The organism is Cellulomonas sp. Marseille-Q8402 (assembly GCF_965119525.1).
Genome location: NZ_CBCPLX010000001.1, coordinates 686,846 through 699,328, shown reverse-complemented (window position 1 = coordinate 699,328; position 12,483 = coordinate 686,846). Strand labels below are relative to the sequence as shown.

At 75.7% G+C, this 12,483-nt stretch carries 10 protein-coding genes; 7 read left to right on the top strand and 3 right to left on the bottom strand.

Annotation, left to right across the window (positions count from 1 at the left end):
- Positions 1-208: 208 nt before the first annotated feature.
- Positions 209-595: a VOC family protein gene (locus tag ACWPWW_RS03325; protein WP_454048924.1), complete on the top strand. Its 387-nt coding sequence runs from the start codon at positions 209-211 to the stop codon at positions 593-595.
- A gap of 8 nt (positions 596-603) precedes the next feature.
- Here ACWPWW_RS03325 and ACWPWW_RS03320 read toward each other — a convergent pair whose 3' ends face one another.
- Positions 604-1,599: a ScyD/ScyE family protein gene (locus ACWPWW_RS03320; RefSeq protein ID WP_454048923.1), complete on the bottom strand. Its 996-nt coding sequence runs from the start codon at positions 1,597-1,599 to the stop codon at positions 604-606.
- A 421-nt stretch (positions 1,600-2,020) separates the two neighbouring features.
- Between ACWPWW_RS03320 and ACWPWW_RS03315 the strand changes: the two genes are divergently transcribed.
- Complete coding sequence (locus tag ACWPWW_RS03315; RefSeq protein WP_454048922.1) at positions 2,021-3,253, top strand: GNAT family N-acetyltransferase; 1,233 nt, start codon at positions 2,021-2,023, stop codon at positions 3,251-3,253.
- A gap of 21 nt (positions 3,254-3,274) precedes the next feature.
- Here ACWPWW_RS03315 and ACWPWW_RS03310 read toward each other — a convergent pair whose 3' ends face one another.
- Positions 3,275-4,096, bottom strand: a complete 822-nt coding sequence (locus ACWPWW_RS03310) for an SseB family protein (protein ID WP_454048921.1) — start codon at positions 4,094-4,096, stop codon at positions 3,275-3,277.
- Positions 4,097-4,176: 80 nt separating this feature from the next.
- Between ACWPWW_RS03310 and ACWPWW_RS03305 the strand changes: the two genes are divergently transcribed.
- From ACWPWW_RS03305 to ACWPWW_RS03285, 5 genes are all read left to right on the top strand, one after another.
- Complete coding sequence (locus ACWPWW_RS03305; RefSeq protein ID WP_454048920.1) at positions 4,177-5,652, top strand: DUF3375 domain-containing protein; 1,476 nt, start codon at positions 4,177-4,179, stop codon at positions 5,650-5,652.
- The gene (locus ACWPWW_RS03300; protein ID WP_454048919.1) at positions 5,645-6,481 is read left to right on the top strand and encodes a DUF4194 domain-containing protein; all 837 of its coding nucleotides are present in this window, start codon (positions 5,645-5,647) and stop codon (positions 6,479-6,481) included. The genes ACWPWW_RS03305 and ACWPWW_RS03300 overlap by 8 nt, the downstream gene beginning before the upstream one ends.
- Positions 6,478-9,849 (top strand): ATP-binding protein, encoded by a 3,372-nt coding sequence (locus tag ACWPWW_RS03295; RefSeq protein WP_454048918.1) that lies wholly within the window; start codon positions 6,478-6,480, stop codon positions 9,847-9,849. Before ACWPWW_RS03300 ends, ACWPWW_RS03295 begins: the two co-directional genes overlap by 4 nt.
- 87 nt (positions 9,850-9,936) lie before the next feature.
- Entirely contained in the window at positions 9,937-10,473 is a 537-nt protein-coding gene (locus ACWPWW_RS03290; RefSeq protein ID WP_454048917.1) for an adenylyl-sulfate kinase, read from the top strand.
- A gap of 25 nt (positions 10,474-10,498) precedes the next feature.
- Positions 10,499-11,188 carry a M23 family metallopeptidase gene (locus ACWPWW_RS03285; RefSeq protein WP_454048916.1) on the top strand — a complete coding sequence of 230 codons (690 nt, stop codon included), beginning with the start codon at positions 10,499-10,501 and terminating at the stop codon, positions 11,186-11,188.
- A 16-nt stretch (positions 11,189-11,204) separates the two neighbouring features.
- Here the strand turns inward: ACWPWW_RS03285 and ACWPWW_RS03280 are convergent, their stop codons facing one another.
- Positions 11,205-12,482 carry an MFS transporter gene (locus tag ACWPWW_RS03280; RefSeq protein ID WP_454048915.1) on the bottom strand — a complete coding sequence of 426 codons (1,278 nt, stop codon included), beginning with the start codon at positions 12,480-12,482 and terminating at the stop codon, positions 11,205-11,207.
- Position 12,483: the final 1 nt, after the last annotated feature.

Here is a 12,483-nt window from a genome sequence, read left to right as displayed (position 1 = left end):
GAGGTCGTCAGTCCTGCGGGACGACCTCGTGCACGTGTGACGACCTCGGCGGGCGCGGCGACCGTGCCCGACCGCGCGCGACCGCTCCCGACCGCGCGCGGCCGTGGCACGGCGGCGGGCCTGGACCCGCCGGGGTGCGGCCGGGAGCATGGGGGGCACGCGTCCGGGCCGTGCGGGCCGCAGGGCGACCTCGACGAGGAGGACGGACATGCTCCAGGGGATGGCGACGTCGAGCTTCCAGGCGGCGGACCTCGACGCGGCGCGGGCCTGGTACGAGGAGGTCTTCGGCATCGAGCCGTACTTCGTCCGCGACGGGTACGTGGAGTGGCGGCTCGGCCGGGACGGCGACGAGTTCGGCATCATCGACGCGAAGTACGTGCCCGGGGCGCTGGAGCGCACCCCCGGCGGGCAGTACACCTACTGGGCTGTCGAGGACGTGGACGCCGCGGTGGGCGCCCTGGTCGAGCGCGGCGCGCGGATCCACGAGCCGCCGACGACGCGGAGCGAGGGCTGGCGCACCGCGGCGGTCGTGGACCCGTTCGGCAACGTGCTGGGCGTCATGACCAACCCGCACTGGGCCGGGACCGACGGCTGACCTGCGCCTCAGCCCCTCCCGTGGCCGTGCCGCCCGTCGAGGGCGACCGTCCACACCTCCCCGTCGAGCGTGACGACGTGGGCCGAGCTGCGCACGATCTCGACCGACGTCGGCCGGTCGAGCCCGTCGGCGACCACCCGGAACCCGCCGTCGCGCGTGACGCGCAGCAGCTCGCCGGTGCCGGGGTCCGCGGGCGAGCCCTCGGGGCTGCCCGGGGTGAAGACGCCCTGCGCGAGCGCGTACAGGGTGCTGCCGCCGAGCTCCACGTCGACCAGCAGCCGGCCGCCGACGGCGACGTCGGCGGTCGTGCCGGACCGCACGTCGAGCCGCATCACCTTGCCGGTGCTCGGGTCGTGCGGCACCGGGCCCGCCTCGGCGAACCAGACGGCGCGGCCGGACGTCTCGAGGCCGGTCGGGACCACGTTGCCGAGTGTGGCGACCTGGGTGATCTCGCCACCGGTCGTCACGCGCAGGACGCGGTTGTGGTGCCCGTCGGTCACCAGGAACCCGCCGCGGTAGGCCTCGATCGCGTACTGCACGCCGGTCGGGACGAAGAAGTCGGTGGTCGGCGGGTTCGCCAGCGAGAAGGCGCCGATGTCGGCCACGGGGGTCGCGGAGGCCGGGCCGTCGACCCGGTACACGCCGACGGTGCTGGTGCCGCCGACGTCGGGTCCCACGAGCGTGACCAGGGCGTAGGCGGTGCCGCCGAGGAAGACGACGTCCACGACGCCGCCGGGCGTGCCGGGCACCTGGACCGGCAGGCCGGAGACGTACGTGGCGACCGCGCCGGTGCGCCGGTCGACGCGGGAGATCTCGCCGGCCAGCGGTTCGGCGACGTACAGCGCGCCGTCGGGGCCGACGGTGCTGCCGGCACCGCCGGAGAGCCCGGAGGCGAGCAGGCCGACGTCGGGCCCGCGGGGGTGGGACGCGGACGCGGCGACGGCCGGGGTCAGCGTCAGGAGGAGGGCGCTCAGCAGCGCCAGGATCTGTCGTCGGGGACCCATCGGATCCCTCCCCTCGTCATCGAGGTCGGGTCGAACGGGTGCGGTCGCCGGGCCAGGCGGTCCGGTCGACCGGGACGTCCTGCCACACCGCCCGACGCTAGTCCCGCGCGTCGCGGCGTCACCGGCCCCGGCGTCACCGGGCGCCGCGGCCCCTGACGGGGGCCGACACCGCCGTCCGGGCGACGCCGGATCGGGGGAACCGTGCGCGCGCCGAGCGGGGCCGGCGGGGAGGTCCGTGGTGCCGGGAACGGCGGTTGGCCTGCAAGAACGCCGGCCCGGGGCCGACCCGGGTCGCCCGCCCGGGTGCGCCGCGCTGAAGCCGGGTGCCAGTTCACCCGGAAACCGGACCAAACGTGTGCAAACCGGACACTACGGTGACCGCGACCGATGCCCCACAGGCACTGCAGCCCCGGAGGACACCGTGCACACCCGGCTCATCGCCCTGACCGAGGTGACCGACGCCGACGTGCGTGCGTGGCGGCACCTCGCGGAGAAGGCCGCCGAACCCAACGTGTACCTGGACCCCCGGTTCCTCGTGCCGGCGCGGGACCGTGGCCGGGAGGCGGCCGACCTCCGCCTGGTCGTGGTCCAGGACGGCGAGGAGTGGCTGGCCGTCCTGGCGGTGACCACCAAGGCGGTCGCGGCGCGCGTGCCCGTCCGGGCGGCGACGACCGGCGGCACGTTCATGACGACGCACGCGGACCGGCACCACCCGCTGGTGCTCGCGGGGCGCGAGGTCGAGGCCCTCGACGCGATGCTGCACGGCCTGCGCGGGCTGGGGCTGCCCGGTCTGGTGCAGCTGCAGTACTTCCCGGCGGACGGTGCGCTCGCCGACGCGCTGGCCGAGGTCGTGGACCGCGGGTCGATGCTGGTGCACGAGCGCGGCCGCGTCGAGTCCGCGTACGCGACGCGCGCGGGCGTCGGGGCGGAGCGTGTCGAGAGCCTGGTCCCGGGCGGGGGCGGTGTCGTGGTGGACCCGCCGCTGGCGTGCGCGCACATGGGGTCCGGCCGGCGGAAGGACGTCCGGCGCCGGCTGCGCGCGCTGGCCCGCGAGGCCGGCGGCCCGGTCGAGCTGCACGACGTGAGCGCCGACCCCGGCTTCGACGACGAGTTCGTGGCGCTGCAGGCCGCGGGCTGGAAGGGCGACCCGGAGCAGGGCGGTGCCGCCCTGGCCCTCGACCCGCTCGCGCAGCGGTGGTTCCGGGAGGTCCTCGCGGGCTTCCGTCGTGACGGTGACGCCCTGGTCCTGCGGCTCGTCGCGGGCGGGATGACGGTGTGGGCGGGGTACAGCCTGCGGTCCGGCGGCGCGTACTTCGGCTTCCTGGACAGCTTCGCGGAGGAGCACCGCAGGTTCAGCCCGGGCGCGCTGGGCCGGCTCGCCGAGGCGGCGCACGTCTTCGGGTCGACCGATGCCGCGTGCCTCGACCCCGCCTTCGACGCGCGCTACGAGGTCGGCGCGCAGCTGTACCCGGACCGCCGCACGCACGTCGACCTGCTGATCTCGACCCGCGGGCTGGTCGCGCGCACCGCGGTCCGGGCGGCGCCGGTGGCGCAGCGGTTCGGGATCGGCGCGCGCAGCCTGGTGGCGCCCCTCGTCCCGGGATGCGCGGAGCAGGTGGAGCAGCTGGCCGCGCTCGGCTACGCCGTGGCCTGATCTCCACCGGCGCCGACGGGCTCAGCCCCGGGGCGCCATCGCCCCCGCAGGGACGGTGACCGCCGGACCCGCGGGGTTCACCACGACGCCTGCCTGCCCGTCCTGCGCCACCGCCCGGACGACGTGCCCCCAGGTGGTCCGCTGCGCACCGGACCGCGGGCTCCACGCCCAGATCTCCGCCGGTGCCGTGCCGACCACGGCGTACGGCTGCCCGTCGGGCCCGGTCGCGGCCGGGACCACGACGCCGGTCTCGGCGCCGGACGCGTCCCGCCGGACCTCGAACGGGACGAACACCGGGGCGTCGGCGAGCACGGCGAGGTACGCGTCGAACGGCAGCGCGCGCGACACCGTGGCCTCGGCCGCGCGGGCGACCGCCTCGGGGTCCGCGGTGAGCTGCTGGTGGATCTCGGCCGCGTAGGCGATGAACGCGCCGGGTGCGCCGCCGTCGACGACGATCCCCTCGTGCTCGCGCGCCGCCTGGGCCAGGACGGCGGCTGCCGGCTGGACCAGCGAGGCGCCGGGCTCCCCGCGGTGGCGCGCCAGCTCGTCGTGGCCGGTGTAGGCCACCAGCAGGCGCTTGCCGGTGTCGTCGGTCTGCGAGGTGATCGCGAGGGTGTCGCCGCTCTGGAAGCCGTGTGCGGGATCGGCGATCGTGGAGCCGGTGACGTCGAGCAGCAGCTCGCCCGTCACGCAGCGCCGGAGCACGTCCGCGAAGGTACGGCCGTCCTTCTGCTCGGCCCACGTGGCCAGGCCCGCACGGACCCGGTCGTTCCGGACGCCGGTGCCGGGCGTGCCGGCCGTCCCCGGGTCGCTCGCCCGCCCGCCTCTGCTGAACAGCCCCATGCGCAGCACCCTAGGCGCCCGCCGCGGTCGTCCGGGCCGGTGTCACGGGCGGCCCTCCGGCTCACCTACGCTGTCCGGCGATGATCACTCGTGCCGAAGGGGCGTACCTGGGCGCCGTCCGGGCGTTCCAGAACCCGATGCTGGACCTGCTGCACAAGCGGTACGCGCCCCTGGTCGTGTCCCTGCTGTCGGTGGTGTTCACCGCCGAGCGCCCGCAGGTGCCGGTCGCCGACGCGCACACCGAGGTCGGCGACGCCCTCGACCAGCTGCGCGCGGCCGGCTACGACGACGACCTCCCCGTCGGCACGGCGCGGGACCTGTGCCGGCAGTGGGCGGACGCCGGCTGGCTGGTCCGCCAGGTGCAGGACGACGACGTCGAGGTCTACCGGCTGTCGGCGCACGCCGTCGGCGCGCTGGAGGTCGCGGGCCGCGCGGGCGGCGTCCGGTCGAAGGTGTCGCAGTCCCGCGTGCGGACGCTGCTGGACGCGGTCGGCCGGCTCGCCGAGGACGCCGACCCCGACGTGCTGATGCGGATGGCGCGGCTCGACGCGGAGATCGCCCGGCTCAAGGCCGAGCTCGACCGGATCCAGCGGACCGGCACCGTCGAGCAGGTCGGCGAGGAGCAGCTGCTCGAGGAGGCCGAGAACGTCCTGCACCTGGTGCGGGAGCTGCCGGCGGACTTCGCGCGGGTCGCGGAGTCGATCAAGTCGATGCAGCGCGACGTCGTCACGGCGCTGCGGCAGGACGAGCGGCCGACGGGAGCGGTGCTCCGCGAGTACCTGGAGCGCGGCGAGCACGTGATGGAGTCCACGGCGGAGGGCCGCGCGTTCGCGGGCGCGCTGCGGCTCATCGGCGACCCCGACCGGCTGGACCACCTCGCCAACCAGCTCGACGTCGTGCTGCGGCACCGCTTCACGCGGCGGCTGCCCGCGCAGCAGCGCGTCGAGCTGCAGGAGATCGGTCGGCGCATCGAGCAGGGCCTGGAGCAGGTGTTCACCGCCCAGCGCGAGGCGTCGTACGTCATCACCGCCCAGGTGCGGAACCACGACCCGCTGCGCGACCGGCAGGTCGACGACCTGCTCCGTGACGTGATGACCGGGCTGCAGGCCTGGGTGCCCGACGCGCGGCGCGGCCAGGCCGTCGACCCGCTGCGCCGGCTCCCGGTCGCGGAGGTCGACCACCTCCGGCAGACCGCGGGCGACCTGCGGCCGTCGCAGCCGCCCAGCCCGCTCACCGCGTGGGACGAGGACGACGCCGACGGCCCGCAGGACGAGGCGCTCGCGTGGGGCGGGCCGCACTACGCCGACCTCGGCCGGCACCTGGCCCGGTACGCCGGGGGGCACGCGGCGGTGGACGTGGCGGCCGCGTTCAACGCCGCGCCGGACGTGCTCCGGCGCCCGGTGGACCTGCTGGGGCTGCTCGAGATCGCGCACCAGCGCGGCATGGTCGAGATGGACGAGGTCGCCTACGTGGACGCGGTCCGGCCGGACGGCACCCGCCGCCGGTTCGCGTTCGGGGGCGTGACGACAGTGACGAAGGACGAGGACGATGACTGAGCCGACGGCGACCGCTCCCGGGGAGGACGTCGAGGCGTTCATCGCCCCCGTCTCCATGGAGGAGGACCCGGCCGAGCTGTTCGCGGGCGACTCCGGCACTCTCGACGCCGACGTCCGGCGCGTGCTGGTCCGGCTGCTGCAGCGCCGGTTCCTGCTCGCCGACAAGAACGCCGCGCAGTGGCGCACCCTGCTCGACAACCAGCAGGTGATCGAGTCCCGCCTGCACGACCTGTTCGTGCACCTGGTGGTCGACCACGAGCGCGGCGTCGCCTACAAGAAGCAGGTCCGGTCCGCCGAGCTCGACGTGCCCGTCCTGCTGCGCGACGAGGCCTACAGCCGCGCGGAGACGCTCGTCCTGGTGCACCTGCGCTCGGTGTTCCAGCGCAGCCAGGGCGCGGGGGAGACCTCGGTGCGCGTCGACGTCGAGGAGATCGAGCAGACCGCGCTCACCTACTTCGACCCCGACGACACGAACATCGCCGCCCGGCAGCGCGAGATCCGCACCGCCGTCGCCCGCCTCGCCAAGGAGGGGCTGGTCGACGAGGAGTCCGAGGGCCGGTTCCGGGTCACCCCGCTGGTCGAGGTCGTGCTCAGCAACGAGCGGCTCGGCGAGCTCCGGGAGTGGCTGCGCGAGCAGGTCCGCACCGGCCGGCAGCCCGTCCTGACCGACGAGGACGAAGCGGGCGGCCCCGCGCAGGACGCCGAGCCCGGTCCCGAAGCCGCCGAGGACCTCGGCCCGACGCTCGAGGAGGCGGCGGCGCTCGCGGACGACGCGGGGCTCGCCGACGACGCAGCACGCACCGACCAGGCCGAGGAGGTCGCACGATGACGATGGTCGACACGCTCTTCGGCCTGGTCCCCGCCGCGTCGACGGGCCAGCAGTGGGTCGCCCGCGACCTGCAGCTGGTCAACTGGGGCGGCTACGACGGCCACCACCGGGTGCGGCTGGCGTCGACGGCCACGCTGCTCTCGGGCGGTTCCGGGTCGGGCAAGTCCACGCTGATGGACGCGTACATCGCGCTGCTGATGCCGCACACCACCCCGTTCAACGGCGCGTCCAACGGCGGCGTCGTCGGCCGCCCGCGCGGCAAGGACCAGCGGAACATCCTGTCCTACGCCCGCGGCAAGCTCGACGAGTCGCGCACGGACGAGGGCACCCGCGAGCGGGTGCTGCGCGGGGACGGCCGGGACACGTGGTCGGCGATCGCGATGACCTGGGCCGACCAGGCCGGGCGCGAGTTCACCGGCGTGCGCGCCTGGTACGTCCCGGCAGCCGCGCGGACGCTGGAGGACGTGGTCGCGGTCCGCGCGACCTGCGACGGCCCGGTCGACCTGCGGGACCTCGAGGCCGCGGCCGCCGACCGGTTCGGCCGGTCCGCGCTGGTCGCCGCCGGGCTGACGCCGTTCGACACCGACCGCGAGTTCACCGCACGGCTGCACTCCACCCTGGGCATCGGCGCGACGGGCGACGGCACCAAGGCCGTCGCCCTGCTCGGCCGCATCCAGGCCGGCCAGCAGATCACCACCGTCGACGCCCTCTACAAGGCGATGGTGCTGGAGGAGCCGAGCACGTTCGCCACCGCCGACGCCGTCGTCGAGCAGTTCGACAAGCTCACCGGCACCCGTGAGCAGATGATCACGGCCCGCCGGCAGGTGAAGGCCCTGGAGCCGATCCGGGCGCACCGGGCCGCGGCCGACGAGGCGCTCGCCCGGCTCGAGGTGATCGACCGGGTCGGCGCGTTCGACGACGGCAGCTCGGCGGCGGCCCTGTGGCGGCACGAGCACCGGCTGGAGCTGCTGCGCGCCGTCGAGTCCGAGCTGCAGCGCGGTCACCAGCAGGCCGAGCGCAAGGCGGTCGAGACCGCGAGCCGGATCACCGCCGCGAGGTCGGAGCTCGAGGGCGTCCGGGAGACCCTGTGGTCCTCCGGCGGCGACCGGCTCGCCACCGCCCAGCGCGAGCTGTCCGCGACCCAGGAGAAGCTGGACCGCGTGCAGCGCGCCCGCGCCCGGCTGGACGACCTGCTCCGCACGGCGCTCGGCGTCGCCGTCCGCACGGAGGCCGAGTTCGACGAGCTGGCCGAGCGCGGCCAGGCGATGCAGCGGGACACCGACGCCAAGTCGGCGGCGCGCGAGGCGTTCGGCGCCGCGATGTCCGAGAAGAAGGCCGCCGGCCTGGACCTGGCGGACCTGCGGGCCGACCGTGCCGCCGTCGCCCGGCGGCAGGACAACATCCCCGGCGACCTGCACCGGGCCCGCGCCGCGCTGGCCGAGGCCGCCGGCCTGACTCCGGAGCAGCTGCCGTTCGTCGCCGAGCTGGTCGAGGTCCGGACCGAGCACGAGCCGTGGCGGGAGGCGTTCAACCAGGCGCTCGGCGGGTTCGCGACGCTCCTGCTGATCGACTCCGCGCACCTCGGCGCCTTCCGCAAGGCGATCGACACCGTGCCCACCGCGCGCCGCATCCGGTTCGAGGGCGTGCCCACCGGCCTGGGGTCCGACGTCGCGCTGGACCCCCGGACGCTGCCCGGGCGGCTCGACTTCCGCGGCGGGCCGTTCACGGGCTGGCTGCGCAGCGAGCTCGCCAGCAGGTTCGCGTACGTCTGCGTCGACACCGCCGGTGAGCTGTCGCAGCACCCGAAGGCCCTGACCCGGTCCGGGCAGGTGTCCGAGGGCCGCCGCGGCGCGCACGGCGGGCAGGGCCGCGCGAACGTGCTCGGGTTCACCAACACCCGGCGCCTGGCCGACCTGGACGAGCAGATCGCCCGCGCCGAGGAGCGCCTCGCCGCCGCCGAGCGGAAGGTCGTCGCCGCCGACCGGCACCTCGACGACCACGACGTCGAGCTGCGCGCCTACGAGCAGATCGACGCCATCGGCTGGGACCAGGTCGACGTGGCCGCCGTCGAGGCCGAGCAGGCCCGCTGGCGCCAGGTGGTCGACGACGTCACCGCCGGCAACCCCGAGGTCACGCGGCTGCAGGCGCGCACCGCGGAGCTCGAGGCCACGATCCGCTCGCTGACCGAGGAGGTCGGCCGGACGAAGGGCGCCGCCGAGGGCCTCGGGGCGCGGTGGTCCTCGATCACCGACCAGGTCGACGTGGCGCAGCAGGCGATCGACGACGCGCAGGACTCCGGCACGGTCGTGGGGGAGGACCAGCAGGCGTACCTCGACGCGTTGCTCGGCGGCGGCACGCCGTCCGCCGCGTCCGACGTCGCGCCCGTCGACGCACTCGCCGCGTTCGACGACACGGTGGCCCGCGCCAACGAGATCCTGCGCGCCGACCGCCAGGCCGCCGAGCGCACCGTCGACGGCGCCCGGACCGCGCTGGCCCGCACCTTCGAGACGTTCGTCGAGCGCTGGCCCGACCCGAACCTCGGCACCGACCCCGACGCCGCCTACGCGGACTTCGAGCGCATCCTCACCGCCCTGGAGACGAGCGGGCTGCACGAGCTCGAGGCCGACTGGCGCAAGAGCCTGCTGCGGCTGTCGGGCAACGACCTCACGGACCTGCACCACGCGCTCGGCCGGTCGGTGCGGGAGATCAAGGAGCGCATCCGGCCGGTCAACGACATCCTCGCGGACCTGCCGTTCGCGGATGACCACCACCGGCTGCGCATCGACGCCCGCGACACGCAGTCGACCGTCGTCGCCCGGTTCCGCAAGGAGCTGCGCGACCTGCAGGAGGTGCTGGCCACCGAGGCCACCGACGCCGAGCGCGAGCGCCGCTACCACCGGATGGCCTCGGTGATCGACCGGATCCGCCGGACCGCGCCCGACTTCGCCGACCTGGTGGACGTCCGCCGGCACGTGCGCCTCAGCGCCGAGAAGGTCGACCTCGACGGGAACCACGTGGCGCTCTACGACCACATCGGCGAGAAGTCCGGTGGCGAGTCGCAGGAGCTGGTGGCGTTCATCGTCGGTGCGGCGCTGCGGTACCAGCTGGGCGACGCCGGTGCCGCGCGGCCGCGGTACGCGCCGGTGTTCCTGGACGAGGCGCTGATCAAGGCCGACGCCCGGTTCACGGGCCGGGCCGTCGGGGCCTGGCGCGGCCTGGGCTTCCAGCTGGTCATCGGTGCGCCGAACGACAAGTTCAGCGCCCTCGAGCCGCACGTGGACGTCAAGTACGTGGTGCTCAAGGACGACACCGGCCGGTCGCGCACCAAGGCGGTCGCCGGCGTGCCGGACGGCGTCCCGGCGGGCTAGCGTCGCTCGCGACCGCCCGAGGTCGCGGCGGCGGCGGCCCGCGCGCCGCGCGTGACCGGGGCGCCGAACCGCGCCAGACTCCCGGGGGTGGAACCTCAGGTGCTGCTCGTCGCCGGCCGCTCCGGCTCCGGCAAGTCGTCCGTCGCGTTCGAGCTCTCGGCGGTGTGGGCGCGCGACGGCCTCGCGCACTGCCTCGTCGACGGCGACAACCTGTGCGCCGCCTACCCGAAGCCGCCGTCCGACCCCCACGGCAGCGCGCTGACCGAGGCGAACCTGCGCGCCGTCTGGGCGACCTACGCGGCCGCCGGCTACCGGCGCCTCGTCTACGTGAACACCGTCAGCGTGCTCGAGCGGGAGCTGGTCACGCGGGCGCTGGGCGGGCGCGCCGCCGTCACCGGGGTGCTGCTCACCGCGTCCGCGCGGACGGTGCGGGACCGGCTCGGCCCGCGCGAGATCGGGTCGGAGCTGCGCGCGCACCTGGACCGCAGCGCGGCCGCCGCGGAGCTCCTGGACCGCGCGGCGGGACCGTGGGTCGCACGCGTGCCGACGGACGGCCGGCCGGTGGCCGAGGTCGCCCGGGACGTCGCGGCGGCGTCGGGGTGGGAGCAGGCGCTGGACCGCTGAGCCGCCCGCCGGGACACTCGGTGGCGTGGAGCCCCGCCCGGTCGTCCTCGACCTGCCGTTCGACGGCCTGTGGCGGGTCGAGAACAGCCCCGCCAGCCGGGTCCCGAGCCACGGGACGCACCTGCTGGGCAGCACCTACGCGATCGACTTCGTCGGCGTCGACGACCGCGGCCGCTCGGCGACGTCGACCGGGTGGCGGGCCGTGCTGGCCACCGAGCCGCCGGAGGCCTTCGTGGCGTTCGGGCGGCCGGTGCTCGCGCCGCTGGCCGGCACGGTGGTCGCCGTGCACGACGGCGAGCCGGACCACGCGGCCCGGCGATCGCCGCTGACCCTCGTGCCGTACGCGCTCGGCCAGGCCGCGCGGCTGCGGCGGGGCGTCGGGGCCGTCGCCGGGAACCACGTCGTCGTCGCGCGCACCGAGGGCGACGCCGTGGTGGCCGTCGTGCACCTGCGCGCCGGCTCGGTGCGCGTCGCCGTCGGGCAGCGGGTGCGGGCGGGCGAGCAGATCGCGGAGTGCGGGAGCTCGGGGAACTCCACCCAGCCGCACCTCCACCTGCAGGCGATGGACGTCGCCGACCTCGCCGTGGCGCGCGGCGTCCCGGTGCTGTTCCGCGCCTACCGGGAGCGCGTGCGCGGGCCGGCCGCGCCGGTCCTGCGGCGCGAGGCGGTGCCGCCGGAGGGCGCGGTCGTCGAGCGGGTGGCCGCGTCGCCCTGACGGGACCCCGACCGCGTCACGCGGGGTCGCGGGCGTCCTGCGGCTCGTCCTCGTCCAGCGGGGCCGGCGCCTCGTCGGCGTGCGCCACGTGCCGCAGCTGGCCCCAGATGAGCACCACGAACAGCGCGGACCCGATCGCCGCGAACCAGAACGGTGCCGTCACGCCCCAGCGCTCCGCGAGGACGCCGCCGATCCCGGAGCCGATCACCAGGCCGCCGAACACGCCCACCGTGTTGACGCTGCCGACCCGGCCCTGCAGGGCGACGGGCACGGCGCGCTGCCGGATGGTGACGGACGTGGTGCCCCAGATGAAGGCGTGCGCGCCGAACACGAAGAAGATGCCGGTCGCCACCCAGGCCTGCCGGGTCAGCGCGAGCCCGAGGTGCGTCAGCGTCTCGACGACCAGCCCCACGCGCATGAGGTTCCCGAGGGAGATCCGTCGGGTGATCCAGCCGTAGGCCGGGATCGCCGCGAGCCCGCCGGCCGCCATGACGGTGGTCAGCAGGCCGTACCCGATCTCGCCCAGGCCCAGGCGCCGCGTGGCGTACAGCACCAGGACCGACCACGCGGCGCCGAACGTGATGTTGAAGATGAAGATCGTGAGGACCAGGGTGCGCACGGCGGCGTGGTGCATGGCCCACCGGAAGCCCTCCGAGATGTCCCGGCCGATGTGGCGCCGGGGCCCGGGGTCGGGCTCGCGGGCCGGCAGCACCATCCGGGCGACCAGCAGCGCCGCCGCGGCGACGACGACGGCCTGCGCGGCGAAGGGCCAGAGCGCGCCGACCGCGAACAGCGCCGCGCCGAGCGGCGGGCCGGCCAGCTGGTTCACCGTGATGAAGCCGGTCTGCACCCGGGCGTTCGCCACCACCAGGTCGTCGCGGGCGACGAGCATCGGCAGGAAGGTCTGCGTCGCGTTGTCGGCGAACACCTCCGCCGTGCCGAGCAGGAACATCGCGGCGAGGACGATCGCGATGGACTCGTTCCCCGTGCCGATCGTCACGGCGAGGGCACCGAGGACGACGGTGCGCACCGTGTTGACCACCAGGACGATCCTGCGCCGGTCCCACCGGTCGGCGAGCGCGCCGGCCAGCAGGCCGAACAGCAGCGGCGGCAGCCACTGCAGCGTGGCGGCCAGCGCGACCAGGCGGGCGTCGTGGGTCAGGGACGCGACGAGCAGCGGCGCCGCGGCGATGGCGATGCCGTCGCCCAGGTTGCTCACCCACGACGACGCGAGCAGCCACCGGAACGGGGTGCCCAGGCGGCGGGGCACGACGGTCTCGACGAGGCGGCTCACA

Coding starts and splice junctions, on each gene's coding strand:
- ACWPWW_RS03325 (WP_454048924.1), top strand. CDS start 209: ATGCTCCAGGGGATGGCGACGTCGAGCTTCCAGGCGGCGGACCTCGAC.
- ACWPWW_RS03320 (WP_454048923.1), bottom strand. CDS start 1,599: ATGGGTCCCCGACGACAGATCCTGGCGCTGCTGAGCGCCCTCCTCCTG.
- ACWPWW_RS03310 (WP_454048921.1), bottom strand. CDS start 4,096: ATGGGGCTGTTCAGCAGAGGCGGGCGGGCGAGCGACCCGGGGACGGCC.
- ACWPWW_RS03305 (WP_454048920.1), top strand. CDS start 4,177: ATGATCACTCGTGCCGAAGGGGCGTACCTGGGCGCCGTCCGGGCGTTC.
- ACWPWW_RS03300 (WP_454048919.1), top strand. CDS start 5,645: ATGACTGAGCCGACGGCGACCGCTCCCGGGGAGGACGTCGAGGCGTTC.
- ACWPWW_RS03295 (WP_454048918.1), top strand. CDS start 6,478: ATGACGATGGTCGACACGCTCTTCGGCCTGGTCCCCGCCGCGTCGACG.